At 47.7% G+C, this 26,023-nt stretch carries 26 protein-coding genes; 11 read left to right on the top strand and 15 right to left on the bottom strand.

From position 1 onward, the window contains the following. Positions 1-39 precede the first annotated feature (39 nt). Positions 40-2,061: a multidrug resistance ABC transporter ATP-binding protein/permease BmrD gene (gene bmrD, locus ICW23_RS00530; protein ID WP_016938368.1), complete on the bottom strand. Its 2,022-nt coding sequence runs from the start codon at positions 2,059-2,061 to the stop codon at positions 40-42. Next, the gene (bmrC, locus tag ICW23_RS00525; protein ID WP_188153857.1) at positions 2,058-3,815 is read right to left on the bottom strand and encodes a multidrug ABC transporter ATP-binding protein BmrC; all 1,758 of its coding nucleotides are present in this window, start codon (positions 3,813-3,815) and stop codon (positions 2,058-2,060) included. Before bmrC ends, bmrD begins: the two co-directional genes overlap by 4 nt. Positions 3,816-4,235: 420 nt before the next feature. On the opposite strand from bmrC, the gene ICW23_RS00520 reads away from it, so the two are divergent. Next, complete coding sequence (locus ICW23_RS00520) at positions 4,236-4,736, top strand: universal stress protein (RefSeq protein WP_016938372.1); 501 nt, start codon at positions 4,236-4,238, stop codon at positions 4,734-4,736. A 38-nt stretch (positions 4,737-4,774) separates the two neighbouring features. Here ICW23_RS00520 and ICW23_RS00515 read toward each other — a convergent pair whose 3' ends face one another. Further along, positions 4,775-5,326, bottom strand: coding sequence for a hypothetical protein (locus tag ICW23_RS00515; protein WP_016938373.1), 552 nt, complete (start codon positions 5,324-5,326; stop codon positions 4,775-4,777). A gap of 108 nt (positions 5,327-5,434) precedes the next feature. On the opposite strand from ICW23_RS00515, the gene ICW23_RS00510 reads away from it, so the two are divergent. After that, on the top strand, positions 5,435-6,019 hold the full coding sequence (locus ICW23_RS00510) for a TetR/AcrR family transcriptional regulator (RefSeq protein WP_016938374.1): 585 nt from the start codon (positions 5,435-5,437) through the stop codon (positions 6,017-6,019). Positions 6,020-6,059: 40 nt separating this feature from the next. On the opposite strand, the gene dat is transcribed toward ICW23_RS00510, so the two are convergent. Continuing rightward, a complete protein-coding gene (dat, locus tag ICW23_RS00505; RefSeq protein WP_016938375.1) occupies positions 6,060-6,911 on the bottom strand; it encodes a D-amino-acid transaminase in 852 nt (283 codons plus the stop codon). A gap of 256 nt (positions 6,912-7,167) precedes the next feature. Between dat and ICW23_RS00500 the strand changes: the two genes are divergently transcribed. Continuing rightward, entirely contained in the window at positions 7,168-8,016 is an 849-nt protein-coding gene (locus ICW23_RS00500) for a polysaccharide deacetylase family protein (protein WP_016938376.1), read from the top strand. A gap of 34 nt (positions 8,017-8,050) precedes the next feature. Here ICW23_RS00500 and ICW23_RS00495 read toward each other — a convergent pair whose 3' ends face one another. The 3 genes from ICW23_RS00495 to ICW23_RS00485 form a co-directional block, all read right to left on the bottom strand. Then, complete coding sequence (locus tag ICW23_RS00495) at positions 8,051-8,782, bottom strand: NAD-dependent protein deacylase (RefSeq protein WP_395941028.1); 732 nt, start codon at positions 8,780-8,782, stop codon at positions 8,051-8,053. A gap of 63 nt (positions 8,783-8,845) precedes the next feature. Beyond that, positions 8,846-9,961: a mechanosensitive ion channel family protein gene (locus ICW23_RS00490; protein ID WP_016938378.1), complete on the bottom strand. Its 1,116-nt coding sequence runs from the start codon at positions 9,959-9,961 to the stop codon at positions 8,846-8,848. A gap of 164 nt (positions 9,962-10,125) precedes the next feature. Further along, positions 10,126-10,230 carry a YhdX family protein gene (locus tag ICW23_RS00485; protein WP_188153856.1) on the bottom strand — a complete coding sequence of 35 codons (105 nt, stop codon included), beginning with the start codon at positions 10,228-10,230 and terminating at the stop codon, positions 10,126-10,128. A 169-nt stretch (positions 10,231-10,399) separates the two neighbouring features. Between ICW23_RS00485 and ICW23_RS00480 the strand changes: the two genes are divergently transcribed. The 3 genes from ICW23_RS00480 to crcB are packed head-to-tail and all read left to right on the top strand — an operon-like array spanning position 10,400 to position 11,863. Further along, a complete protein-coding gene (locus ICW23_RS00480) occupies positions 10,400-11,110 on the top strand; it encodes a glycerophosphodiester phosphodiesterase (protein ID WP_188153855.1) in 711 nt (236 codons plus the stop codon). Between the two features lies 1 nt (position 11,111). Continuing rightward, positions 11,112-11,507, top strand: coding sequence for a fluoride efflux transporter FluC (locus tag ICW23_RS00475; RefSeq protein ID WP_049628190.1), 396 nt, complete (start codon positions 11,112-11,114; stop codon positions 11,505-11,507). Next, positions 11,504-11,863 carry a fluoride efflux transporter CrcB gene (gene crcB, locus ICW23_RS00470; RefSeq protein ID WP_045927082.1) on the top strand — a complete coding sequence of 120 codons (360 nt, stop codon included), beginning with the start codon at positions 11,504-11,506 and terminating at the stop codon, positions 11,861-11,863. Before ICW23_RS00475 ends, crcB begins: the two co-directional genes overlap by 4 nt. Before the next feature lie 13 nt (positions 11,864-11,876). Here crcB and ICW23_RS00465 read toward each other — a convergent pair whose 3' ends face one another. From ICW23_RS00465 to ICW23_RS00455, 3 genes are all read right to left on the bottom strand, one after another. Next, a complete protein-coding gene (locus tag ICW23_RS00465; protein ID WP_188153854.1) occupies positions 11,877-13,265 on the bottom strand; it encodes a hemolysin family protein in 1,389 nt (462 codons plus the stop codon). Positions 13,266-13,496: 231 nt separating this feature from the next. Beyond that, complete coding sequence (locus tag ICW23_RS00460; RefSeq protein WP_188153853.1) at positions 13,497-14,741, bottom strand: beta-ketoacyl synthase N-terminal-like domain-containing protein; 1,245 nt, start codon at positions 14,739-14,741, stop codon at positions 13,497-13,499. Between the two features lie 32 nt (positions 14,742-14,773). Further along, on the bottom strand, positions 14,774-15,958 hold the full coding sequence (locus ICW23_RS00455; protein WP_188153852.1) for a pyridoxal phosphate-dependent aminotransferase: 1,185 nt from the start codon (positions 15,956-15,958) through the stop codon (positions 14,774-14,776). A 178-nt stretch (positions 15,959-16,136) separates the two neighbouring features. Between ICW23_RS00455 and cueR the strand changes: the two genes are divergently transcribed. Next, the gene (gene cueR / locus ICW23_RS00450) at positions 16,137-16,562 is read left to right on the top strand and encodes a Cu(I)-responsive transcriptional regulator (protein WP_016938386.1); all 426 of its coding nucleotides are present in this window, start codon (positions 16,137-16,139) and stop codon (positions 16,560-16,562) included. A gap of 61 nt (positions 16,563-16,623) precedes the next feature. Next, complete coding sequence (locus ICW23_RS00445) at positions 16,624-17,958, top strand: hemolysin family protein (RefSeq protein WP_047476662.1); 1,335 nt, start codon at positions 16,624-16,626, stop codon at positions 17,956-17,958. 45 nt (positions 17,959-18,003) lie between these two features. On the opposite strand, the gene ICW23_RS00440 is transcribed toward ICW23_RS00445, so the two are convergent. Next, a complete protein-coding gene (locus ICW23_RS00440; protein WP_045927079.1) occupies positions 18,004-18,603 on the bottom strand; it encodes a lysophospholipid acyltransferase family protein in 600 nt (199 codons plus the stop codon). A gap of 238 nt (positions 18,604-18,841) precedes the next feature. Here ICW23_RS00440 and sigM point away from each other — a divergent pair, with 238 nt between their 5' ends. Genes sigM through ICW23_RS00425 form a run of 3 tightly spaced genes read left to right on the top strand, consistent with a single transcriptional unit; the run spans position 18,842 to position 20,677 of the window. Beyond that, positions 18,842-19,333 carry an RNA polymerase sigma factor SigM gene (gene sigM, locus ICW23_RS00435; protein WP_003155312.1) on the top strand — a complete coding sequence of 164 codons (492 nt, stop codon included), beginning with the start codon at positions 18,842-18,844 and terminating at the stop codon, positions 19,331-19,333. Next, positions 19,326-20,399 (top strand): anti-sigma factor, encoded by a 1,074-nt coding sequence (locus ICW23_RS00430; RefSeq protein ID WP_047476660.1) that lies wholly within the window; start codon positions 19,326-19,328, stop codon positions 20,397-20,399. The genes sigM and ICW23_RS00430 overlap by 8 nt, the downstream gene beginning before the upstream one ends. After that, entirely contained in the window at positions 20,387-20,677 is a 291-nt protein-coding gene (locus tag ICW23_RS00425) for an anti-sigma-M factor (protein WP_003155315.1), read from the top strand. The genes ICW23_RS00430 and ICW23_RS00425 overlap by 13 nt, the downstream gene beginning before the upstream one ends. A gap of 40 nt (positions 20,678-20,717) precedes the next feature. Here the strand turns inward: ICW23_RS00425 and ICW23_RS00420 are convergent, their stop codons facing one another. From ICW23_RS00420 to ICW23_RS00405, 4 genes are all read right to left on the bottom strand, one after another. After that, positions 20,718-22,073 carry a sodium-dependent transporter gene (locus ICW23_RS00420; protein ID WP_099745175.1) on the bottom strand — a complete coding sequence of 452 codons (1,356 nt, stop codon included), beginning with the start codon at positions 22,071-22,073 and terminating at the stop codon, positions 20,718-20,720. A 124-nt stretch (positions 22,074-22,197) separates the two neighbouring features. Then, entirely contained in the window at positions 22,198-23,595 is a 1,398-nt protein-coding gene (gene bcaP, locus ICW23_RS00415; RefSeq protein ID WP_188153851.1) for a branched-chain amino acid transporter BcaP, read from the bottom strand. A 354-nt stretch (positions 23,596-23,949) separates the two neighbouring features. Beyond that, complete coding sequence (locus ICW23_RS00410; RefSeq protein ID WP_016938392.1) at positions 23,950-24,819, bottom strand: SDR family oxidoreductase; 870 nt, start codon at positions 24,817-24,819, stop codon at positions 23,950-23,952. A gap of 79 nt (positions 24,820-24,898) precedes the next feature. Then, positions 24,899-26,002 (bottom strand): citrate synthase/methylcitrate synthase, encoded by a 1,104-nt coding sequence (locus tag ICW23_RS00405; RefSeq protein WP_049628186.1) that lies wholly within the window; start codon positions 26,000-26,002, stop codon positions 24,899-24,901. Positions 26,003-26,023 lie beyond the last annotated feature (21 nt).

Here is a 26,023-nt window from a genome sequence, read left to right as displayed (position 1 = left end):
TTGAAAAAGGGCGAATCTTTTGATTCACCCTCCTCCTGATTACACCGCGGACTGCGCCGTTCCTTTCTGCAATTCATACATTTGATGGTACTGCCCCTTTTGCGCCATTAATTCGTCATGGCTTCCTTTTTCAATGATGCGCCCCTTTTCCAAAACGAGAATCTGGTCTGCGTGTCTGATCGTGGAAAGCCGGTGGGCGATAATAAATGTCGTGCGCCCTTCTTGCACCACGTGCAGCGCTTTTTGAATGATTGCTTCTGTTTCGGTGTCAATGTGCGCCGTCGCCTCATCCAAAATTAAAATGGCAGGATCGAACGCGAGCGCCCTTGCAAAAGAAATCAGCTGGCGCTGGCCTGAAGACAGTGTTCCGCCTTTTTCCGTGACGGGCTCCATGATGCCCTTCGGCAAGGATTTCAGAAGGCCTGCGGCGCCGACTTGCCGAAGCGCTTCTTCAGCCTGCTGCAGGGAAATACGCTGATCATCGAGGGTCACATTGGAGCCGATCGTTCCAGAGAAAAGATACGGATCTTGAAGCACGATCCCCATATGCGATCTCAGCTCCTGTCTTGACATGCCGTATATGCTTTTTCCGTCCAGCAGGATATCGCCTTTTTCGGCATCATAAAAACGGAACAGAAGATTCAGGATGGAGCTTTTGCCGGAACCCGTATGGCCGACGAGGGCGACCGTCTCGCCTTTTTCAGCTGTAAAGCTGATGTGTTTCAGCACCTCTTCTCCCTTTCGATACCCAAAAGAAACATCGCGGAATTCCACAGTCCCTTCCGCCTTTCTGTCTGCGGGAGCGCCTGTTTCTTCCGTTTCCTCCTCCTGTAAAAGCTCAAATACCCTGCCCGCGGAAACACGAGCCAATTCAAGCTTTGAAAATTGGTTGACAATCCCCGTAACCGGCTGGAACAAACGGTTTAAATAATCAACAAACGCATATAAAACGCCGATCGAAACAATTCCGGCCGCACTCAGACTCGCGCCTCCGAAATACCAGATCAGCCCGACAAACGCCACATTGCGCAACACATTGACAAGACTGTGGGACATGAGGGAATTTAAAGACAGCATTTTGTTCTTATAGCGGAAATGAGCTTCATTCAATTCTTCAAATTCCTTCATCGTTTCCTTCTCGCGGCGGAACGCCTGAATAATCGGCATCCCTTGAATGGACTCATTCATTTTTGCATTGATGTCACTGTTAATGGAACGGATTTTTTGGTTGAAGACGGATGCGTATTTGCGGTACACAACCGACCAGATCATTAAGATCGGAATAATCAAAAGGCAGACGGCGGCCAGTCTGACATCAAGCATAAACAGCGCCGTAAAAATACCGAGCATGTAGACGCCGCTTGTGATAAACGTAGACAGCACCGTTACATATAAATCTCTGACCGCTTCTGTGTCATTCGTAATGCGGGCCACGACTTTTCCGGCAGGCAGATTATCAAAGTAGCGGATCGGCATTTTCTGAATGTGTGAAAATACATCCTGCCTCATACGCTGTATGATTCGGTTCGCTCCCATCTGCAGCAGGTAATGCTGGCCGTAATGAAAGCACACGGAAAACATGAGCAGTCCCGCGTAAATGGCGGTCAACGTCAGCAGCCCTTTTATTTCCGGACGGTAAAATTGAAAAATTTCCTGTTTGGATAACGCAATAGCGGGATATGACCTGCTTTCTTTACCGTTTGATATTGTCAGCCGGCCGTCAGTCACCGAACGGTTTCCGTCAAAACTGACGGGACCCTCAACAAAATAGTAGGCCGCACCGACTTGATAAATATGTGCCTCTCCGGTTTTCTCCGCCCCCGGTTTGAGCCGGTCCTCCCTGACATAATCATGCCCTCTGAACCTGACGGCGTCCGGATCGTCCCCAGAGGCTTTAACCCATGTTTTTTCAACGCCGAGAATATGGTCGTCAATCATTTTTTTTCCGATAAACGGTCCGGTCAGCTCAGTGCCGACCGCAATAATGAGCAGAACGACCGCCCATATCAGCAGCTTTTTGTATTGAAGCGCGTAATTCCATAATCTTCTTCCGGTCTTCATGCGCCCGTCCCCCCTTCTTCAAGAGAGGGCAGCTGCTGCCTCTCATATTGTTCGCGATACCAGCCATTCTTCGCCAACAGCTCCTGATGCGTGCCTCTTTCAGACACCCGCCCTTCATCCATGACGAGAATGAGATCTGCGTGTTCAACTGCCGAGAGCCGGTGAGTAGTGATAATCGTTGTTTTATGCCGCCTTTTTTTACGGATGCTGTCAATGATGGCAGCTTCCGTTTTCGCGTCTACCGCAGAAAGCGAATCATCTAATATGAGAATGTCCGGATCTGTCAAAAGCGCTCTCGCAATTGAGATGCGCTGTTTTTGTCCGCCGGAGAGCGCTACCCCCTTCTCGCCGACAAGCGTCTCAAGCCCTTCTGAAAGCATGCCGATATCTTGTTTAAAATGCGCATCCTTCAGCGCGCTGCCGATTTCCTCTTCGGTTGCGTCCTGCCGACCGTAAAGCAGATTTTCCTTCACCGTCTTTGAAAATAAAATATGATCCTGCGGCACATAGCCGATCCACCCTCGGAGCTTCTCAAGCGGAATCTCCTGAATCGGAATGCCTGTAAACGTGATGGCTCCCGCACCGGGCGGATATTCACGCAGCAGCTGCTTAATAATCGTCGTCTTTCCGCTTCCCGTTTTTCCGACGATGCCGAGTGTCTGCCCTTTTTCAACGGAAAATGATACACCGGAAACAGCCGGTCCCGCTCCGCTCGGGTACGTAAAAGTCACTTGTTCAAAAACAAGACGCCCGGGCTCCTTGATATCGGCGGGCTGCTTGGGCCCTGTCACATCAGGCTCATAGGACAGGGTCTCATTGACACGGTCTAAGGAGGCATTGCCGCGCTGCATGATATTGATTAATTCTCCGATCGCAAACATCGGCCAGATCATCATTCCGAGATACACGTTAAACGATACCAGCTCACCCAGTGTCAGCCGGTTTTGAAAAACGAGATAGGCGCCGTAGCCGAGACCGATGAGATAGCTGAGTCCGACAAGAAGTTTCACAGTCGGTTCAAAGAGTGAATCGATAAACGCCACCTTCATGTTTTTCGTGTATACATCCGCTGTCATATCACCGAAACGGCTGACATCATTTTTTTCCTGCACGAAAGCCCGAATGACCCGGACGCCGGATACCGACTCCAGCACCTTGTCATTTAATGATCCGAAAGCATCCTGCGCTTCCGTAAACCGCTCATGGATCTTTTTTCCATACAGACTGACCGCAGCCGCCATAATCGGCAGCGGAATAATCGCGGCAAATGTCAGCTTCCAGCTGATGAGAAGCCCCATTGTCAAAAATATCGTCAGCATATACATCGTCGAATCGACGAGCGTTAAGACCCCGAAGCCCGTCGTCATACTGACGGCCTGCAAATCATTCGTCCCCCGCGCCATTAAATCGCCCGTTCTGTATTTCTCAAAAAACGGCGGTGACATTTGAAGAAGCCTTCCCATCAGTTTTGATCGGAGAATTTTCTCCATGACATTCGCCCCGCCGAAAAGCTGGTACATCCAAAAATAGGACAGCAAATAAACGGCTGCCGTTAAAGCGAGAAACACACATATGTAAAACAGCATCCCGCTTTTCGTAAACACGCCCGCCTTCATATCGTCTATTGCGTTACCGAGAAGTTTCGGCGGGAACATTTCAATGACATTCACAATCAATAACAGAACAATCGCTGTCGTATAGCGCAGCCAATAGGCTTTAAAAAACCAAGCGAGCTTTTTTAATACAGTAAACAAATACCTTCATCCCCTTTCATGAATCAGCCGCCATCAAGTTTTTCCGGATTGTTTTTCATTGTTTTCGCTAATACCACCACATGCATCACACCTGTCTTTCATTCATTTTTTGTATAAAAAAAGACATGAAGCGTCAGCTCCATGCCTCTTATTATTATAAATAAGGTACAGACCCGCCTGTTATGCGCGACTGCACTGTTTTTAAGCAAATGTTCAGAAAACGGAAGATGTATGGCAGTCACGCCGATATTCAGCTGAAGATGAGTTGATAAGCTTTAATGCTGACATGATCCATACCTCCTTTTTTCCTATATTATTCCTTTATCATATAAACGAATCCTTTTTTTGTCAATACAGGTTTTAGATTTCTTCCGTACGGGTATCGTTTTGTAAACCTTTTTTACTGAAAGGATGAGGCCGATGTTTCACGCGGACCGGTTGATTGCAGCTTTTGACGGAAGTCATGATAGCAAGAAAGCGCTTCAAAAAGCGATAGACCTTGCAAAAACATTTCACGCGAATTTAACGGTCGTGCATTCTCACAATGCAAAAGATACCCAGACGATTGTCGATCCCCCGAGGCCGGGAGCCGGCGCCACGTATATCGGCGGCGGGATTGCAAGCGTTCCCGACCCGCTTCAAGCGGAAAGAATCCCCCCTGACCCGATGATTTATGAAGACCGTACGGAAGAAATCATTGCCGAAGCGAGAATGCTGATGAACGACAGCCAGATTGACGGGGATATCGACATTTTAGAAGGTGATCCCGCTGATGCCATTATCGAACATGCCGACCGCATATCGGCGGATCTGATCGTCATGGGGAGCAGGGACCAGAACAGGCTGAAAAAACTTTTATTCGGAAGCGTCAGTGAAAAGCTGTCATCAAAATCCGACATTCCGGTGCTGATCGTAAAATAATCCTTTCTGTACAGCAGCTTAATCAAAAGCTGCTTTTTTTAAAGCTCCCGGCTGTTTCCTCTTTTTTTCGGCATTACAAAAAAACTCGCCATGATCAAAAAATCAATGCACAGCACGACAGACCAGCCCTTCAACAGCCTGCTGAGCGCTTCGGTGCGGGAAGCGTCCTGAATGAGAAATACCGTTCCGGCTAAAAGAACGCCGCCGATGACAAATGCTAATACATGTCTTCCCCATCCTTTTGCATAATGTTTGGCATAATCCAGTCCGTACCGCTTGACCGGTTTTGCCCCTTCCTTTACGACATAATAGCGGAAACGCTCATCCGCCCATTGAATCATGCTTTTTCCGAAGGCGACAGACACTCCGATATAAACGGCCGCCACTGCATGCGCCATAGTCGCTGTCGCCCCTCTGTATAAATCAGCTGCAGCCGCCGCAAACAATACGGCATCAAGTAAAGGAATGAGAGCGAAAAAAAACATTCCGAGCTTTTGCCGCCTGAATAAATACCGCGCCGCCAATCCGAAGATAACAGCCGCCCAAAAAGCAGCCTCACAAATGACAATCAACCAAGCAATCGCGTTCAATCCGGTTCCCCCTTATCGTTTTCTAAAATGCATTGTAACACCTCTTTTTATTTAATACAATTGTATTATAAAATTGCAAGAAATATTTTTTCCTGTTACACTGGAGACATGCCTAAAATCATCGATCATGAAAAAAGAAGAAAACAAATAGCCGAAGCCACTTGGCGGACGATTTTGGAGCGGGGCATGGAAGGAGCGACAGTGAGAAACATCGCCCGGGAAGCGGGTCTTTCTTTAGGCGCGCTGAGGCACTATTTCACCACTCAGGACGAACTTTTAGGGTATGCGATGACCCTCGTAAAAGAAAAAGCGGCCGCCAGAATTAACGAAGTTGCCATGAAAGATCTGCCGCCGAAAGAAAAAGCGGTGCGTCTGATGCTTGAAATCATCCCGACAGATGAAGAAACGATGGCTGAAATGGAGGTATGGTTCGCTTTCACAGCTTATGCCAGACATAAGGGAGAAGAGTTTCATCCCCAGCATGACGGGATCTTGGCATATATACGAGGTCTGATTGACTGGCTGGATGATAATAAGCATCTGAAACCAAATCTTGATAAAGAGACAGAAGCGGAGAAATTGTATGCCATTGCCGACGGATTGGCGCTGCATGCACTGCTTGAACCTGAGCGTCTTTCAAAAGAGAAAATCTCCCGCGTGCTCGTTCAGCATGTCGAGTCTCTTTTTATCTGACAGAAGCAAAAAGGCCGGATTGTTTCCGGCCTTTTTTCGTTTATGACTGAACGCCGATCTCCTGCTGAATGCTCAATTGAAAAGCCTCTTGAATCGTTTTGGCTACAGGACCCGGCACACCGCTGCCGACCGGTTTTCCGTCAAGGGTTACGATCGGGATTAGTTCAGAGGTTGTCGACGAGATGAAAATTTCATCCGCGTTTCTGAGTTCGTCTTCAGTAAGGGGCTTCTCCCGCACCTCAATCCCGTTTTCTTTCATCAGCCCTAAAAGTTTCATCCGCGTAATGCCGTTTAAAATCAGCTCATTTGCAGGATGCGTCCGGACGGTGCCGTTTATGACGGCGTATACATTGGAAGAGGTTCCTTCCGTGACCGCTCCGTCCCTTATCAGCACCGCTTCATAAGCGCCTGCTTCATAGGCTTTTTGTTTTACCATCACATTATACAGTAAATTCAGACTCTTAATGTCACACCTCAGCCAGCGCTTGTCTTCGGCCGTTATGGCCTGCGCCCCTGCTTTTTGTTCATTTTCCGGTTTTTTCACTGAAAAGGTGTATGCTGTTGTCTGCGGCTCCAATCCTTCGTCATACTGGTGCTTCCGGGGCGCCTTCCCTCTCGTCGTCTGAATATAGACCCCGCCGTCAATGAGTTTGTTTTCCTGTACGAGCTTTTGGAGATCCCATTCTATGTCTTCTGCGGAGAACGGCAGGGTGATGCCGATTTCTGCGGCGCTTCTGAAAAGACGGCCGATATGCTCATGCAGACCGAATAAAACGCCGTTGTATACTCTGATGACTTCATACACACCGTCACCGAATTGATATCCGCGATCCTCAATATCAACTGCGGCTTTTTCACGATCAATCAACTGGCCGTTTACCAATGTCTTCATGTAAACCCTCCTCATCGTTATCTGCCGTGATGCGGATTCTCAGCTGTTATTGTCAACTATTCTATCATATTGAACAAGCAGGCAGCGGAGTTTATTTTTTTCTTAAAATCTTATTATTCGACATATTTTCTATGTCTTTTCCAGTTTTGTTCCTGTATACTTGATTCGACATACATATGCTGTTAACTTTTGGCACTATGCAAGCCTCTGCTGTTATCGGCATTATGAAGAAATTTATGCTACTGGAGAGATTGTTATGCGCAAGACAAAAGAAGGTGCTTCCCCTTCTCTGTTTTCATTAGCTTTTAAACTTACGAGTTTAGCAGTTTTGTGCGGACTGCTTCTGGTAATCGTCATAATGGGTTATTCCGCTTCCGCCGCAAAAAATAAACAGGTCACCGTGACTGCAAACGGGCAGCTTCGAGATGAAACAGAAAGCCTGCGGCTGAAAAACGATTCTCCCGACATCCTGCTTAAACATTTGCAGAAAGAGCGGGACACGGGAAAAAAAACGGTATATTTAACCTTTGACGACGGGCCGTCTCCTTATACTGAACAGCTGTTGAATGTATTGAAGGCAAATGGCGCAAAGGCCACTTTTTTTATGCTTGAACCGCGGATGAAAGCCTATAGACATTCCGTGCAAAGAGCGAATCAGGAAGGAATCGCGCTCGGCCTGCATGGCGTGACGCACGATAATCACCTGTTTTATCAAACACCGACATCGCCGCTGAAAGAAATGCAGCAGGGACGTGATACGCTCCAGGCCATCACGGGAGTGAAAACGGATCTTGTCCGCACGCCTTACGGCAGCAAACCGTCATTGACAGACACCCAGATCAAACATCTCGAAAGAGGCGGCTTCGTGTACTGGGACTGGACGATTGACAGTGAGGACTGGAAATACAAAAATGCCCGGTACGTGCCGGAAGTATTGAATCAGCTCGCATATTTGGAAAGCGTCCATACGAGCAGGCCGCATGTCATTTTAATGCACGATCTGCCTGCGACCGTGCATGCTTTGCCGAGCCTGATCCAAAAACTGAAAGCCCAAGGCTACTCCTTTGATATTCTGACGGACCAGATGATTCCCGTCCATGAATAAGAAAAAGCCGGATCTGTATATGATCCGGCTTTTTTTATATCGCGGCGCTGATCCGCTTTGCAAATTCACCGATCTTCTCATGGATGACAAGATCAAATAAATGGTCGCAATATGTCGGCTCAAGATTAATGATCACCTGCTTCAAACCGGGAATCCGGCTCGCATCCTCTGGGACAAACCTTGCCGGCGCCACCTCAAGCGAAGTGCCGATCACAAGAAGGAGATCAGCTTGATCAAGCTTTTCATAAAGGGTTTCAAAATGCTGGACGAGATCGCCGAAAAGTACGACATCCGTCTTTAATACAGTGCCGCAAACCGCATGATCTCCGGTTTCCGCCGTACATTCCGGAACTTCTTCCTTCAGCAGATGAGAAAGCCCGTAGCGCGCTCCGCAGCGGGGGCATGCGGCGGTCTGAATTGAACCGTGAAGCTCATAGACACTGCTGCTTCCCGCTTTCTTATGCAGCCCGTCAATATTCTGCGTGAAAATGTCTACCTGCTTTCCCCGCTTTTCAAGGTCTGCCAAATACTTATGGCCGGCATTCGGTTCATAGCTTCCGCTCATTTTCATCTGAAACAGCTGTTTGAATTTGGGCCAGAAGTCACGCGGACGGCGTTCAAAGTATTCCCTGCTCATCGCTTCCATTCTGGAGGTGTCTTCGGTCCATATACCGCCCGCCGAACGAAAATCCGGAATGCCTGATTCCGTGCTCATTCCCGCTCCCGTCAGCACCGCGATACGTTCAGCCTGATTGATCAATGTCATAAACGCTTCCACTCTTCCACCGCCTTTTCTTTTTATCATATCATGAAAAAAGAACGGCGCCTGTTATGCCCGTTCTTTTTCTCCGGAATGATCCTTCACATGAACCGGATCATCGTGGCTTTTCTGTTTTACGAATACATTCTGGCCCGGATAGGCGAATTCCACGCCTTCCTCCGCAAAAATATCAATAATCCGGCGGTTGATATCCTGCCGCACGTCCAGGCTTTCCGCCCAAACGATGGTCTTTGTGTAAAAGTTGAAAAAAAGATTGTAATAGCTGTCCGCAAACACGTCAAAGTTAACCATAATCGTATCATCATGCACGCCTTCATGTTCACGAAGCATTTCTCTGAGCCTTGTGATGCACCGCTCTAAACGATCAATCGGCGTCGCATAAGAGACACGAACGGAAAACGTGATCTGCCGCTTCGTCATTCTCGTCCAGTTTGTGATGGCTTCCATCGACAGTGTTGAATTGGGCACAGTGACGAGCGCCCCCTGCGCCGTCCGGAACCTTGTGCTTCGGAATGTGATATCTTCTACGCCCCCTGTCACAGATGACGTCTCGACCCAGTCGCCGATCGTAAACGGCTTTTCCGTAATGATGATAATGCCGCCGAAAAAATTGCTGATCGTATCTTTAGCCGCGAGCGCGAACGCCAATCCGCCAAGTCCGAGTCCGGCCACAAACCCATTTACATCATAATTGAATTCCTGTGCGATCACGCTGACGCTGAGTGCGAGAATGACAAAGCGCAGCACCTTAGATAAAAACGGCGCCAAAATGTCATCCATATCAAGCTCAAAGCGCTGATTGACTTTATGAAATAAAAAGGAAGACGCCGATGTCAGATTGCAAAGCCCCCAGGCGATCAGCGCTATGATCAGAGAGCGGTACATTTTTTTGACAATGTCCATCTGCCCGTCTAAAAACGGCGAATACTCAATCGCTAAAAACAGCCCCAGCGCAACGAAAAACCACCTGGCCGGCTTATCAAACGCTACGGCAATCTGTTTGAATATATCGGTTTTCGGTTTGTTCGCCAATTTGTAAACAAGCTGGAAAAAGTATTTGACAAACAGCTTTCTCAAAATGAGAAAAGCCGCTAAAATCCCAATGCTGATACAGATCTGCAAAATATGGTCAAGAGTAAAAAAGCTCTTAAAATGTGTCACCATGGCATATACTCCTTTGTCTTGTCGAAAATCCATTATACTAAAACATTCGGACATCAGCTTCTTTTAATGTCTTTATGAAAGCCTGAAAAACCCCGGCAGCAGAACACAGCCGGGGTTTTTCACAAATTCGTTCATCTTTCAGCCAGATACAACAGGGGCAGGCACTATTTCTTCTTCGATTGTGTCTGATTCAGGAGAGTCGCTTTTTGGATCTCAGCATCGGTTTCGGATTTAATTCTTTCCTCCACTTTCAATCTCCCTTTTCCCATGATCTCGCCTCCTTTTTGCCATTATAAATCATCACTGCGGAATGTAAACCGAAAAAAGCACTATCTTTTTTCCAAAAAAATACTGTTTCGCACATTCACCAGTTTGAATCGCTGTGCATATATGAATTTGATATAATAACAGAAATGCCCATGAGGGGAGCTGACAAGCTTGTATACCATCGCTCATCGCGGCGCATCCGGTTATGCGCCCGAAAATACATTTGCGGCATTTGATATCGCTGCCGAAATGAATGCTGATTTCATTGAGCTTGACGTCCAGCTCACAAAAGACGGACACATTGTCGTCATACATGATGACAGAGTCGACCGGACGACGGACGGCTCTGGTTTTGTAAAAGATTTCACGCTGAAGCAGCTGCAGTCCCTGGACGCCGGCAGCTGGTACGGGGCTGAGTTTAAAGGGGAACGGATTCCCCTGCTCGAAGAGGTCTTGAAGCGTTACCATTCTAAAATCGGATTTTTAATTGAACTGAAAGGGCACGCTTCTCAAGTCGGTCTTGAAAAAGCAGTCGGCCGGCTGTTAAGCAGGTTTTCCATGCATCATATCGTTCAATCTTTCAGCCTGAAGTCGATTCAGGCCTTTCATGATATGTATCCGTCCGTTCCGACTGCAATCATTGCCAGGTCCAGCTTCGGGAGGTTTTCCAGAAGCCAGCTGAACGCCTACAAATCAGCCGCACATTATGTCAATATTAAATATACCCGTCTGAATCGGTTCTTGATTTCCACCGCTCACAAACACGGCCTGAAAGTATTTGCCTGGACGGTCAGAAATCAAAAGACGGCCGAAAAGCTGCAAATGATGGAAGTTGACGGCATTGTAACTGATTTTCCGGATTTTATTTCTAAGGATGGCTGATATGAAACAATACATCGCAATTTTTATCGGAGGGGCGCTCGGCGCTTTGCTCCGCTTTGAAATGAGCACACACATTCACAGCCGGTCATTCCCGGCGGCTGCTTTCCTCGAAAACGCGGCGGGAAGCCTTTTACTCGGCCTTATCACGGGTTATTTTCTCATTCGGGCTAAACGCCCTCTCCTGACCGCCTTTTTCGGAACCGGTTTTTGCGGAGGTTTCACGACGATGTCCACCTTCGCAAAAGAAACCGTCTTTTTGCTGCAATCGTCTCCCTCAGCGGCTTTTTGTTATGCTGCCGCGACTTTATTCGCCGGTCTTGCCCTTGCATACGCCGGCATTTTCTGGGGACGGCGGATTGCTCTTCGCATCGCGGGAAGGGAGCATGATACGCCATGACGATTGTCTTGATGCTTATTGCAGCGGGAATCGGAGCGGTATTACGGTTTCTGCTGGGGCAAACCGTTTCAGAAAGGACAAAGGGTTTGCCGATTCCGCTTGGAATGGCTGCGGTCAACCTGCTCGGCTCCTTCGGCCTCGGCATGTTCACCGGATTGGGTCTGGATAATCCTTCAGCCGGCATCATCATTGCGACAGGCTTTTTCGGTGCGTTTACGACCTTTTCCACCTTCAGTATTGAAGCCGTGCAGCTGATGATGAACAACCGCATAAAGGAAAGCCTGCTTTACATCGCAGTTTCAGCAGCCGGAAGCCTTTTGGTGTTCTGGTGCGGCTTCATTATCATTTCCATTTAAAAAAACCTTGAGCTTATTTTTCGCTCAAGGTTGCGTTATGAAGCATGACCGTTTCAGGCACGGGCAGCGGGCGGTTTATTGTCCCCTGACCGCCCGGGCGGCCCTGTTCTTCTTTTAATTCAAGCTGTTTAATAAACCGGCCGTCCATTTCTAAGATAAGGGCAGTGTATCCCCCAATCTGTATCGACTCACCCGCACAAATATCAATATTCCGCTTCAGCACAAGGCCGCCGATCGTGTCGACTTCCTCTTCAATCTCTGCGCCGAGCAGATGATTCACCTGATCGATCCGAACCTTTCCGTCCAGGACATAATGACGTTCGGACAGCTTTTGAATCAGCGGCTGTTCATCTTCATCAAATTCGTCTCTGATATCCCCGACGATTTCTTCAAGGATGTCTTCGGTCGTCACAAGACCGGACGTCCCGCCGTATTCATCAGACAATATCGCCAGATGAATCCGCTCTCTCTGCATTTTTATCAGCAGGTCGTGGATCGGAATCGTCTCAATGACTTCAATGACCGGGCGGACGTAAGACGTGATGGATACTTCCGCTTTTTCATCTTCTGTCATAAACAGCAGATCTGAAAAAAGATGCTTCGTATTGATCATGCCGATGACGCTGTCTTTGTCCCCGTCTGTTACGGGCCATCGCGTATACTTGTCTTTCAGCATCATATCAAGCATTTCCTGCACGGTCATATCAGTGGAAACAGCGGCGATTTCTTTTCTCGGAATCATGATTTCCCTGGCGATCCGATTATCAAATTCAAAAATTTTATTCACAAATGTATATTCGGACGGATTGATTTCTCCGTTTTTTAAACTTTCTGACAGCAGGATCCGCAGCTCTTCTTCAGAATGGGAGCCTTCATGCTCAGATGCCGGCTTTAATCCGGCCAGACCGGTTAAAATCCTCGCGGAGCCGTTTAAGACCCAAATAAACGGGAACATGAACACGTAAAATAACCGAAGCGGCCCTGCAATCCATAGCGTCAGCTTTTCCGCTTTTTGAATCGCAACCGTTTTAGGCGCAAGCTCACCGACGACGACATGTAAAAACGTAATCAGCCCGTACGCCGCAGCAAAAGCAATCACATGCTCAGCAGAATCCGGCAGCCCCATACTCTGTAACACAGGATGAAGCATCCGCTCAAATGCAGGCTCTCCCAGTACGCCGAGCCCGATAGAAGTCAGTGTAATGCCGAGCTGCGAAGCGGATAAATACTCATCAAGATCCGTAATGATACGCTTTGCGAGCACTGCCCGTCTGTTCCCTTCTGAGATGAGCTGATCGATTCTGGATCTCCTCACTCTGACGATCGCAAATTCACTCGCCACGAAAAACGCCGTTAACGCAATGAGCACACCGATTAAAATCAAACTGTCAATATCGTCCATTTCACCTTATCCCGAATTGAAGGATAAGGACGTCACCTCCTGATTTCATCGTTTTTTCTTAAGCGAGAGGAACGAAATGGGCGATTGACTACACAGAGGGCCCCATCCTGCCACCTCCTAAGTCAAAGCATGATTGTCATTTGTATATTTTATTGTATCATAACTCCATTCTTTCATCATTTTCAGATTTTTTATCATATAAAAAACAGCCTTCAAAAAAGAAGACTGCCGTTATCTGCTTCGGAAATGATTTTCTAAACAAAGCGCCGTATTAATCCCCCCGAATCCCATGCTTAAGCTCAACGCATGATGTACGGTATGGGCGCTCGGCCCGTCGGTCACCCACTGAAATGAATCGTCAATAGGCTCCGTTAAATTGCGGGTCGGATGAAGCTTGGATTCCCGCATCTGCAATAGTGCGGCAATGATTTCCACCGTTCCGGCCGCACTCAGGCCGTGTCCGGTAATCGATTTTGTTGCATTAATCCGCGCGTGGGCCAGACCGCTTTCAGAAAGCGCCCGGCACTCAGTTTTATCTCCGATCGGCGAACCGGTGCCGTGGGGATTGATGTAATCAATTTCTTTTGCTGAAAGACCGGCCCGCTCCAGTGCCTGGCGGATCACCGTCATTTCGCCCTCTGCTGAAGGATTCGGGTTGCGGTTCGCATCAGAAGCCATCCCCCAGCCCTTTAAGCCGGCCCACGAACGCGCGCCCCTCTGTTCGGCAGATTCAGCGCGTTCCAGCACAATCGCCCCGCATGCTTCTCCGAATATAAAACCGTCCGTATGCCGGTCAAACGGGCGGCAGGCGGCTTCAGGATGTTCAGCGAATTGATCAGTGCCCATTGCTCCCAATGAGCGGAGAGCGTGACACTCCATATACGACAGATCGGCCAGCGCCCCGATCACGATACAGCGGTCAAACAGGCCTCCATTGATTCCTTGGACAGCTTGGATAACCGCCGCCTGGCCGCTTGCCGACGCGCCGCCGACCGTAAAAGCCGGCCCTTTTATCCCGAATTGCTCGGTGCAAAGCCCTGATAGATCACTATCCATAAAAGAAAGCCCGTACACCGGATTTACAAATTGCGGCGTTTCGCCGTTTTTCTCAAAGGTCTGCAGCAGTTCGCGCTGCGTCGTATTCGAGCCGCCGACGATCAGACCGGTGCGGCTGTGATCAGCACCGTCTAATTGAGCGTCATGCCACGCTTCATATAAAGCGATAAGCGCCGCCTTTCCTGATAATGCGGCCCTTCGGTACAAGCGTTTGGACAGCGCATCCGGCGGCGTTAATTCGGTAAGCTCCGCGCCGATAAACGAACTGCCCTTCTGCCGGCCGGGGCGTTTCATCACATCAAAAGCGTGCCGCCCTTCCATAAGCGCATCAAGAAACGCCTCTTTGCCCTGTCCGACCGCGGTTAAGACCCCGATTCCTGTAATGCTGATGTCTGACGTGCCAACACTTCTCCTCGACATTTGCCCGTTCTCCCATCTTTATGTATTGGAAGCTATGAAGAAAAATCTTGATACAGCGCTTTGAAAATGTCCCGCGACTGTCTGATCTGTTCTATAGGCACGCTGAAAGATAAGCGGAAATAGCCGCTTCTTCCAAATCCGCTGCCGGGTACGATCAATAGTTTGTATTTCTGTGCGGCATGCATGCAGAATGCAACCTCGTCTTCAATCGGTGATTTAGGAAAAACGAAAAAGCCTCCTTTCGGCATTTCAAACTCAAAACCGGCTTCTGTGAGGATGTCTACCATAAGGTCTCTGCGCTTACGGTAAGGTTCAGCGTCAATCGAAAGATCATCCATTTTCGCCACGGCGCGCTGCATCATGACCGGAGCGTTCACAAAGCCAAGCGTCCGGTTGCAGAAAACGAACGCATCCGTCAGAAGATCCCCCTCAGGCATTTGGGCGTCAACTGCGATATACCCAAGCCTTTCCCCCGCAATGCCGAGATCTTTACTGAACGAACTGACTAAAATTACGCGGTGATACGCCTGAAACGGATTCGCCTGCTCTTCGCCGTAGATCAGCTGGCTGTATGGTTCGTCAAATAAAATAAAGATGCTTTGTCCGTTCCGTTCCTCGGCTTCTTTTAATAAGGCGCCCAATTCATTAAGATTTTTCTGACTCAGCACAGTTCCCGTCGGATTATGCGGCGTATTGACGATCAGCCCTTTCGTACGGGGAGTGATCGCTTCTCTCACCGCTTCAATATCAATCTCAAATGAGTCAGTCAGCGGACAGATGACGGGTCTGCCGCGGTAATTTTCAACATACGCTTTGTATTCCGCAAAATAAGGCGCCAGAAGGATGACTTCTTCCTCCGGGTTCAATATGCTCTTGAGCGCAACATTCAGCGCTCCGCCGGCTCCGACCGTCATCACTGTATGTCTGGCAGAAATTTCAGTCTGGAACCGCTCTGACAAAAAGCCCGCAACTTTCTCTCTCGCCTCCGGAAGCCCTTGGTTTTGTATATATCCGTGCCGTCCTGTTTGAGCCGCTTCGCAAAGCGCCTTTTTAAATGTTTCCGGAGGCTCCGCAACCGGATTCCCTATAGAAAAGTCAAACACCTTATCGGCGCCGAACTCTTTTTTCAGCCGCGCACCTTCATCAAATAGTTTGCGTATCCATGATCCTTTCTCCAGATTTTCTGTCACTTCCCGTGATAAACCGCCCATTGTCATCTGTCCCTTCTGTCTTTTTCTGCCGTTTCTATTTACAATGATTATGAAAGATTTACATAGCGCAGTCAACGCTTTTTCAGGATCATGCCGCCCGGTTTCAAGAGAAAGACGGAAAACAATAAACTTGTGCAAACTCCCCTTCATATATTAAACTATTCTCATAACTATAACGTGATGGTTGGGGAGGGATTTAGATGGGGCTGAGACTTATCGCATCAGTGAATTAGCAGAGCTTGCCGGTGTAACGAAACGCACGGTGGATTACTACACAAACCTCGGGCTTTTAAAGCCTGGCAGGTCTTGTTCAAACTATCGTTACTACGATACACTTGCACTCAACCGGTTAAAGTTTATAGTCGCTTGTAAAAAGCAGCGATTGGCCCTGTCTGATATAAAAGACCGACTGGAGAACCAGTTTCCCTCTTCAGCCTTGCCTGACGATATTGGAAATCTGGCATCGGAAATTGATCACATGAATCAAAACATCTCCGGGATCTTGCATCGGTTTGAAAAGCTTGAACCAGAGGAGCGCGCACAGCTGAAAAAAAAGCTGGCTCCTGAAAAGCTTGCAGTGCTTCAATCATTTATGCTGCTGTTAAGTTAAACCATTATCTTACTAACAGGAGGTGTTACCTTCATCTTCCCAAAAGGAGTGAAGGTTCTAATTGGACATTGTGAATTTGATTTTAGTCGCGGTTTTAATCGCGCTGACGGCATTTTTCGTAGCATCTGAGTTTGCGATAATCAGAATCAGAGGCTCACGGGTTGACCAGCTTATAGCAGAAGGAAATAAAGCCGCAATCGGTGTCAAAAAAGTGACCACGCATTTAGATGAGTATTTATCAGCGTGCCAGCTCGGCATAACATTGACTTCAATTGGTCTTGGTGTCTTAGGCGAATCAACGATTGAACGCCTGCTTCATCCGCTTTTCACAAAGATAAACGTACCAAGCTCACTATCGCACATTATTTCATTTATTCTCGCCTACGCGATCATTACGTTTTTACACGTGGTCGTCGGAGAATTAGCGCCGAAAACAGTCGCCATCCAAAAAGCGGAAGCCGTTTCGATGCTGTTTTCAAAACCGCTCATTTGGTTTTACCGCATCATGTTCCCGTTTATCTGGCTTCTGAACAACTCCGCCCGTCTTTTAACGAAGATGTTCGGCCTGGAGCCGGTGTCAGAAAACGAGCTTGCCCACTCTGAAGAAGAGCTGCGCATCATTTTATCGGAAAGCTATAAAAGCGGTGAAATCAACCAGTCTGAATTTAAATACGTGAACAAAATCTTTGAATTTGACGACAGACTTGCAAAAGAAATCATGATTCCGCGTACGGAAATCGTCAGTCTGCCGCACGATATCAAAATTTCTGAAATGATGGACATCATTCAGATTGAAAAATATACCCGTTACCCTGTCGAAGAGGGTGACAAAGATAATATTATCGGCGTGATTAACATTAAAGAAGTGCTGACCGCCTGCATTAGCGGCGAGGTATCAGTCGACTCGCCGATTACTGAATTTGTCAATCCGATCATCCATGTAATTGAGTCGGCACCGATTCACGACCTGCTTGTGAAAATGCAGAAGGAGCGGGTTCATATGGCGATTCTGTCGGACGAATACGGCGGAACCGCGGGACTTGTCACCGTTGAAGACATCATCGAAGAAATCGTCGGGGAAATCCGTGATGAATTTGATATAGATGAAATCAACGAAATCCGCAAACTCGGCGACGGCCATTACATGCTTGACGGTAAGGTTCTGATTGATCAAGTGAACGAACTGCTCGGCATCCATTTGGAAAATGACGAAGTCGACACCATCGGCGGCTGGTTCCTTACACAGAAATACGACGTCGAACAATACGACTCGATTATCGAAGAAGGCTGTGAATTTATTATTAATGAAATTGACGGCCATCACGTCGCATATATCGAAGTGAAAAAACTGGCGTTTGATGAACTGCTGGAAACCGCTGAACAAAAAGAAGCATAACCAAAAAAAGCTTGCGCGTCTGATACAGACGGCAAGCTTTTTTGTTTACATTTGTTCCAGTTTTTTCTCAAGATCTTTAATTCTGGCATTCAGCTCTTCTGTCATGGCCGCAAGCCTCTCCTTCGGCGCAAGGTCGGCAAAGTCCTCCAAAAAAATCGGCTTGCCGATGATAAGCCGCATTTTTCCCTTTTTAAACAGTTCTTTTCCCGCAGACGGTCCGCTGTATGCGGCCGGAACGAGCGGCGCTTTCCCCATTTGGGCAATGGTCACGGCTCCTCTTTTCAGCGGGACGTCTTCAGAAGTTCTCGTGCCGCTTGGAAAAATCCCGACAATCTTCCCTTCCTTCAGAAGCTTAATCGGCGTTTTAATGCTGCTCGGACCCGGGTTTTCACGATCAACCGGAAACGCGTGAATCTTCTTCAGAAAACTTCCGATCCACTTTTTCTGAAACAGCTCTTTTTTCGCCATATAATGAATCTGATGAGGCAATATTCCGACTCCGAGCGTAAGGACGTCCACCCAGCCCGCATGCGTGCACGCGATAACGAATCCTTTATCAGACGGAAGATTCTCTTTATTGTATACTTTGACTCCTCCGCGCAGAGAAAGAATGAATTTGATGGCATTTGCACAAAACTTATACATAACGCACTTCCTTTGTTGTAATGATCAAAAGTGTTCTCTCTCTATTATAACAATATTTTTTATTACCTGGTACTAATAAATATATTTTTCCTCCGCCGATCTCTATCTTTTATGACGGATTTTGGGTACTATAGAGAAATGGTGTTTGATGAGGTGAAAATGAAATTAAGCCGTTTGCATGGAACGTGCAACTTTAAACCTTTCTTATGCGTGTATAACATAGAGGGGAGAAAAGGCAGTGACGATCGATGAAATTTACCAAATGTATATGAATGATGTTTACCGGTTCCTGCTCTCCATGACTAAAGACAAGCATCTCGCTGAAGATTTGCTGCAGGAAACCTTTATGAGGGCATACATACACATTCACTCCTACGACCACAGCAAAGTAAAGCCATGGCTTTTTCAAGTGGCGAGAAATGCGTTTATAGATTATGTCAGAAAACATAAGAAGGAAGTGACCATTTCCGATGACTTAATTGGGAGCCTTTTTCAGACGGCTGTGCAAAGCCCGGCTCATCAGATTGAAATCAAGGAAGTGCTGACAGGGTATATGTCCGAACTTCCCGACAATTATCGGGAGGCCTTAACACTGTATTATTTAAAAGAACTGAATTACAAAGAAGCATCCCATATTATGAATATTTCAGAGGCTAATTTTAAAAGTGTTTTATTTCGTGCCAGACAGCGGCTGAAAGCACTTTATAATAGAGGTGTTAATGATGAATGAAGAATTTAAAAAGCGTTTTTACCAATACAAAAATGGAGAAATGAGCGACCGGGAAATGGCCGCCTTTGAAGAAGAACTGGAAAAGCTGGAAGTCTATCAGGAGCTGATTGAAAGCGAAATGCAGGACGACCGGGAATGGGACGTCGGCATCAGCCCGGAAAAACAGAAGGCCATTTTATCATACGGAAAACGCAAATCGTATTTGCGGATTTCGGTTCTCGCCGTCATCTCCACTTTAATGATTTTGCCGCTTTGCACTTTAGGAAGCTACCTCTATTACGGTTTGGGAGGAAAAGAAAGCACCGGTAATCAATTAATGGAGACCGCGGCCGTGACGGTGGCGACCACAATGCCGAACGTCCTCGTCGATACCTCCGGGCTGAAAAGCCAGGTGAAGCTGTTTGGAATGAATACGGAATTTCCGCTGCAAAAGCAGATCGGTACAAAAACGAAATCCGTCGGCGGCGAACGGATTGAAATGTTTTTAGATACGGTCAAAACGCCTGCCGTGAACTACTATGATTTAGACGCGGCACAGGCAAAGCATTATTTCGCCCATCCTTCCGGCTTAAAGAAACGTACGGTCGACAGAGCCGGACAGACATTAAAAAAATTGCCTGAAGGCAGCGTGGCTGAGGTCTATCTTTCTTATGACCGGGCCTACCCTTCTTCCCAAGTATATTCAGCCTTTAAAAAATACGATGTGAAGTTTTTATGGAACGCGGTCGAAACGGAGAAAAATCTGAAAGACAGTCCTTATGCCGAGCCGTTAGGATTTCCCGGGAAAGATTCTAAGATGGCTTCCTCTTTTGAAGCGCAGGGACAGACAGACCGAGAACAATTCACCAGCGCTCTTGAATTTATGTCCCGCCATAAAAAATGGGCGCATGCGATATCGAAACGCAAAGACATGAACCTGAGCAGCAGAATCGACTATGTCGAACATCACGGAATGAATGTATACGGCTCTGTCGTGACGGGGCCGACAAAAGAAATCGAACGTCTGCTGAAAAACAAAACAGTAAAAGCAGCAAACATCGGTGAGGTGGAATTATGGAATTGGTAAGAATTTTTAAAGAGCATAATGTTTTCGGCTGGATATCAGTCGGTACCGCGATTTTGTCGCTGCTGCTGTTGAACGTGGCAATCATCAGCAATGTAACTTTCTATTCTTATCAGATGCTGCCGTTTGCGATGGCCGCCGTGCCGTTCGGCATCATTGAGCTGTTTATTAAAAAAGGCCGGACGGGCCCGGGGCTGCTCGGCGTCATCCTCAACCTTTTCGTCATTGTCTGTGTATATACGATCGTTGCCGTTGATACGAATCTGCAATTCGGTTTTTAACCATAAAATAAAAACAGGCCCTTTGACAGGGCCTGTTTTTTTAAAATGAAAGAACGCCGATTAAATGCAGCAATACGACAATGATAGCCAGCGGCACGAGATATTTCAAAAGGAAATACCACAGCTGAAAGAAACGATAGCCGACGGCGGAACCGCTTTTCATCTCGGCAAACAGTTCCCGCTTCGGTATTTTCAGCGGGATGAAGATTGATATTAATAAAGCGCCAAGCGGAATCAGCACATTGCTCACTGTGAAATCCGCCAGATCAAAAAACGTTTTTCCGAACAAATGAACATCACTGAGAACACCGTATGATAAACACGACGGAATTCCGACTAAGAAAATGAGCAGACCGCTTGTCCACGACAGCTTCTTCCTTTTCGTTTCATCACCTTTCCCTACAGTCGCCACGATAATTTCCACCATCGAAAAGGCCGAAGTCAGTGCGGCAAAGAAAAAGACCGCCAGAAAGCTGATAAAAAACAGCGAGCCGAACGGCAGCCGGTCAAACACAGCCGGCAGTACGGTAAACAGCAGTGTAGGCCCTTCATCCGGTTTAAAGCCGAACGAAAAAACCGCCGGAAAAATGGCCAGTCCCGCAAACAGCGTGACGAGCACATTCATGATAACAATGGAACCCGCCGATCCCGGAAGGTTTTGGGTTTTCGGCAGATACGAACTGTACGTCACCATGACCGATACGCCGAGCGTTAATGTAAAAAACGCCTGTCCTAAAGCATAAAGGATGGATTCCGGCGTCAAATCTTCAAAGTGCGGAACCAATAAAAATTTAATTCCCTCAACGGCATGGTCAAGCGTGACAGAACGCAGCACAAGCAGCAGAAACAGCACGAATAAAATCGGCATCAGCACCGCACTGACACGTTCAATCCCTTTCTGCACGCCTTTTGCGACGACCGCCACCGTCATGATCATAAATACCAGCTGCGCGGCGAGAGTCTGGAGCGGATTTTCAATGACCGTCCCGAATACCGTGCCGTACTGCTCCTGAGTGAGCCCGGATAAAGAACCGGTAACGGCTTTCAGCACATAGAGCAAAATCCACCCGCCGACAACACTGTAAAAAGACAAAACTAAAAAACAGGCCGCCACACCCACATAACCCGTAAGGTGCCATACCGACTTCGGCGCGGCTTGTTTGTAGGCATCAATCGCATTTGTCTGGCTCCGCCTTCCGAAAATAAATTCACCGAGCAAAAGCGGATAGCCTAAAAGCACGGTAAAGAGGACGAATACAAGAAAAAAAGCGCCTCCCCCGTTCGTACCCGCTACGTAAGGGAACTTCCAAATGGCTCCCAGGCCGATCGCCGAACCGGCGGCGGCCATAATAAATCCTATTTTTGAGGCCCATTGAACCCTTTTTTGGTCAGACACCACTTTCCACTTCCCTTCCGCCCTATATTATCCCTTATTCGCCGCGATAACTTAAGCCCATTTCAATATGTTTCACTATTCTGAAAAACACAAAAAGAGCGGCTGATACCGCTCCTTTTGCCAATTATCCGTTTAATTTCGAATGCTTTCTCGAATATAAGAAATAAATCACCAGACCTATGATCAGCCAGATAAAGAAACGGATGATAGTGGCGGCGCCAAGGTTAATAATCAAAAACAGGCAGAACAGAATGGACAATATCGGAATAAAGGGAACTCCCGGACATTTAAAAGCTCTCGGCAGATCAGGCTGTTTCTTTCTCAGCACGATAACCGCCACGGAAATCATGACAAACGCGGCAAGCGTGCCGATGTTTACGAGCTTCGCCAGTTCATCAAGCGGGACGAGCGCTCCCAGCAATGCCGACAGAATACCGAACACCCACGTCACCACGTGCGGCGTTTTATGCTTCGGATGGACTTTTGAAAGCGCCCCCGGCACTAAACCGTCACGGGACATGGCAAACATCACCCTCGTCTGGCCGTACAGCATGACGAGCATCACCGTCGTCATTCCCAACACTGCGCCGATATCAATAATCCCGGCCACCCAATTCTGACCCGCCATCTGCAGGACGAGAGAAACGGGATGGTCAACGCCTTCAAAACCGGCAAACGGTACGACGCCCGTCATAATCGCCGATACGGTCACATACAGCACGGTGCAGACGATTAATGAAAAAATAATTCCTTTCGGCAGATCCTTCCCCGGATTTTTCGTTTCCTCTGCGGCGGAAGAGACGGCGTCAAAACCGATAAAGGAGAAGAAAACGAGCGCCGCGGCACTGAAAACACCGCCGAACCCCATCGGCATAAACGGCTGCCAGTTGTGCGGTTTGACATATACGGCCGCAACGGCGATAAACAACAAAACAACCAGAATTTTCAGAATTACCATAATATTATTGACCCGCTTCGATTCCTTAATGCCTAAGTAGAGAAGGAATGTAATCGCAAGCACAATAACAAATGCCGGAAGATTAAAGAATGTGACCGTCCCTTTAACAGAACCCGGAGCGGCCGTCAATGCGGTCGGAAGATGGATGCCGAATCCCGCCAAAAATGATTGAAAATAACCGGACCAGCCGACCGAAACCGCGCTGACGGCGAGCATATATTCCAAGATTAAATCCCATCCGATGATAAACGCGAGAAGTTCACCCAATGTCGCATAAGTAAATGTGTAGACGGAACCTGAAACCGGGACGCTTGAAGCAAATTCAGCATATGACAAAGCCGCAAATAAACATGCTAAAGCGGCTATGACAAATGAAACAGTCAGCCCGGGTCCCGCCGTAACTGCCCCTGTTCCGGTTAAAACAAAAATACCCGTTCCGATGATGGCTCCTATCCCGAGAAGGGTCAGATCAAAGGCCCCCAACTCCCTTTTCAGCGACTTTTCGCCGCCCGTTGCGGCAAGCAGGTCCTGAATGCTTTTCTTTCTGAATATGCTCCCCTTCATCTGCTTCACTCCTTGTATATCAATCTCTTATGTTAGAATATTCAGATAACAATAATGATAATGACTAAATTCTTATTTTTCGCATGAAATGTTTCAGCACATCATTCCTTTCTCCTACATCATATTATAACGAAAAATAAAAAAATGAAAATAACTTTTTTGAAAATTCTATATATTAAATTTATTGTATGAACAAAACAGAATATGAATGGGAAAACGTCCCGTTATTACAGCGGGTTAACGCTTATTATCATCTTTGAATTCACGATTGACCTGACGACAGCGTTTTCTTAACATTATATAGAAATAAATAAAAATCCCGCACTTTTAAAAGTGCGGGATAAGACTTAAGGATTATGTTGAAATAAATCTGCCTCCATTTACGTGAATGGTCTGCCCTGTCATATAGGAAGATTCGTCTGAAGCCAAAAGCACGTAAGCTCCGGCGTGTTCAGCAGGCTGTCCCGGTCTTCCCATCGGGGTATCCAGACCGTGCTTTTCCACCTTTTCTTCAGTAAACGTCGCAGGGATCAAAGCGGTCCAGATCGGGCCCGGGGCCACTGCATTTACCCTGATCCCCTGATCGGCCAATGACATCGCCATCGAACGTGTAAAGGAAACGATGCCGCCTTTCGTGCACGAATAGTCAATCAATGATGTATCGCCCTGATAAGCGGTAATAGATGTTGTGTTAATAATGGCGCTCCCTCTTTTCAGATGAGGCAGCACAGCCTTTGTCATATGAAACATGGAAAACATGTTTGTACGGAAGGTCTTCTCCAGCTGTTCAGCCGTAATATCAAGAATCCCATTTTGCGGATGCTGCTCAGCGGCATTATTCACAAGAATATCAATTTTTCCGTAGTGATCTAAGACTTGCCGGACCGCCTTCTGACAATGGGCCTCATCCCCGACGTCTCCCGGAATTAACAGGCAATCAGCCTGGCATTCTTCCGCACGCTTTTTCGTTCTCTCGGCATCGGCATGTTCGTCAAGGTACAGGATGGCAAGATCCGCTCCCTCCTTCGCGTAAGCAATCGCAGCCGCTGCGCCGATGCCGCTGTCTCCGCCCGTGATGACGGCGACTTTTCCTTTTAGTCTGCCCGATCCTTTTACATCCGGGTCCTCCAAGAGCGGTTTCGGCTCCATTTCTGACTCAGTGCCGGGCTGGCGGTTTTGCACCTGCGGTTTTTGACCTTCTGTCTGTCTGTCCATCGGATTCATGTTCTCACACTCCTGCATTTGGTATTACTGAGACGATACCACGGAGTGCGGATCACTAAACGGACAAATATGCCGGTGCTTAAAGCTGCTGAGCCGTTTCGGGAAAGGCTCCGGTGTATTGCGCAGACGGCCTGAAAATCATGTTGTCAGCTGACTGTTCAAGCACGTGTGCGCACCAGCCCGCCATTCGGCTTGCCGAAAAAGTCGGCGTAAACAAAGCATTATCCACATCAATAGCCTGCATGACAGCCGCCGCGTAAAATTCTACATTTGTATACAGCTTCCGTCCCGGCTTATATTGCTCTAATAAACGGATGGCTTCCTTTTCCACATAAAGCGCCAAATCAAGCGACGGATCATTTCCGGCCACCTCTTCAGCCTTTATGCGCAATGCTTCCGCCCGCGGATCTTTTGTTTTGTATACTCTGTGCCCGAAGCCCATCAGGCGCTCTCCCCTCATAAGCTTCGCTGTCAAATATGCTTCTGCGTTTTCTTTTTGTCCAATGTCTTCAAGCATTTTCGTTACACCGGAAGGCGCGCCTCCGTGCAGCGGCCCTTTCATCGTGCCCAGTGCGGAAGTGACGGCAGACACTAAGTCTGATTCAGTGGAAACGGTGACTCTCGCTGAAAAAGTCGATGCATTCATCCCGTGCTCCATCGCCAGAATCATATACGTTTCAAGCGCTTTCTTTTGAGCTTCGGACGGCTGCCTGCCGGTCAGCATGTACAAATAGTTTTCAACGTGCCCGTATCGCGCCTCAGGCGGCAGTGCTTCCTGCCCTTGTTTACGGCGGTATCTGTACGCAATAATCGTCGGTGTGACGGCAATCAGTTTAATCGCTTCTTCCGGCTTAGGCGGATATGTAAATGAATCTGTCCCCAAACCTGAAACAGCTGTTCTCAGCACCGCCATATCGTCCATATCGTCCGGAAGCGTTTCCAGCAGGTCGATGAGATGTTTCGGCAGCCCGCGCTCGGCTGCAAGTTTTTCCTGAAACGCAAGCAATTGCTGCTCATCAGGAAGCGTTCCGTTTAAGATGAGATACGCCGCTTCTTCAAAACTGGATTGGAGCGCGATATCCTTCGCGTCATATCCGCGATATATCAAATGCCCCTTTTCTCCGTCAATGTGGCTGATCGCCGTTTCTGCACAAGTAATTCCTTTTAATCCATGATAAATCAATTTCATTCCCCCTTATCCTCT

This window comes from Bacillus sp. 1021, from assembly GCF_014534735.1.
Classification (GTDB): Bacteria; Bacillota; Bacilli; order Bacillales; family Bacillaceae; genus Bacillus; species Bacillus siamensis.
Note: the sequence above shows the minus strand (reverse complement) of the source record. Positions and strands in the feature narration are given on the sequence as shown.

Excerpts from the sequence above, each read along its gene's own strand:
- bmrD (WP_016938368.1), bottom strand. The coding sequence starts at position 2,061 with ATGAAGACCGGAAGAAGATTATGGAATTACGCGCTTCAATACAAAAAG.
- ICW23_RS00520 (WP_016938372.1), top strand. The coding sequence starts at position 4,236 with ATGTTTCACGCGGACCGGTTGATTGCAGCTTTTGACGGAAGTCATGAT.
- ICW23_RS00510 (WP_016938374.1), top strand. The coding sequence starts at position 5,435 with ATGCCTAAAATCATCGATCATGAAAAAAGAAGAAAACAAATAGCCGAA.
- dat (WP_016938375.1), bottom strand. The coding sequence starts at position 6,911 with ATGAAGACATTGGTAAACGGCCAGTTGATTGATCGTGAAAAAGCCGCA.
- ICW23_RS00500 (WP_016938376.1), top strand. The coding sequence starts at position 7,168 with ATGCGCAAGACAAAAGAAGGTGCTTCCCCTTCTCTGTTTTCATTAGCT.
- ICW23_RS00495 (WP_395941028.1), bottom strand. The coding sequence starts at position 8,782 with ATGACATTGATCAATCAGGCTGAACGTATCGCGGTGCTGACGGGAGCG.
- ICW23_RS00490 (WP_016938378.1), bottom strand. The coding sequence starts at position 9,961 with ATGGTGACACATTTTAAGAGCTTTTTTACTCTTGACCATATTTTGCAG.
- ICW23_RS00485 (WP_188153856.1), bottom strand. The coding sequence starts at position 10,230 with ATGGGAAAAGGGAGATTGAAAGTGGAGGAAAGAATTAAATCCGAAACC.
- ICW23_RS00475 (WP_049628190.1), top strand. The coding sequence starts at position 11,112 with ATGAAACAATACATCGCAATTTTTATCGGAGGGGCGCTCGGCGCTTTG.
- crcB (WP_045927082.1), top strand. The coding sequence starts at position 11,504 with ATGACGATTGTCTTGATGCTTATTGCAGCGGGAATCGGAGCGGTATTA.
- ICW23_RS00465 (WP_188153854.1), bottom strand. The coding sequence starts at position 13,265 with ATGGACGATATTGACAGTTTGATTTTAATCGGTGTGCTCATTGCGTTA.
- ICW23_RS00460 (WP_188153853.1), bottom strand. The coding sequence starts at position 14,741 with ATGTCGAGGAGAAGTGTTGGCACGTCAGACATCAGCATTACAGGAATC.
- ICW23_RS00455 (WP_188153852.1), bottom strand. The coding sequence starts at position 15,958 with ATGACAATGGGCGGTTTATCACGGGAAGTGACAGAAAATCTGGAGAAA.
- ICW23_RS00440 (WP_045927079.1), bottom strand. The coding sequence starts at position 18,603 with ATGTATAAGTTTTGTGCAAATGCCATCAAATTCATTCTTTCTCTGCGC.
- ICW23_RS00430 (WP_047476660.1), top strand. The coding sequence starts at position 19,326 with ATGAATGAAGAATTTAAAAAGCGTTTTTACCAATACAAAAATGGAGAA.
- ICW23_RS00425 (WP_003155315.1), top strand. The coding sequence starts at position 20,387 with ATGGAATTGGTAAGAATTTTTAAAGAGCATAATGTTTTCGGCTGGATA.
- bcaP (WP_188153851.1), bottom strand. The coding sequence starts at position 23,595 with ATGAAGGGGAGCATATTCAGAAAGAAAAGCATTCAGGACCTGCTTGCC.
- ICW23_RS00410 (WP_016938392.1), bottom strand. The coding sequence starts at position 24,819 with ATGAATCCGATGGACAGACAGACAGAAGGTCAAAAACCGCAGGTGCAA.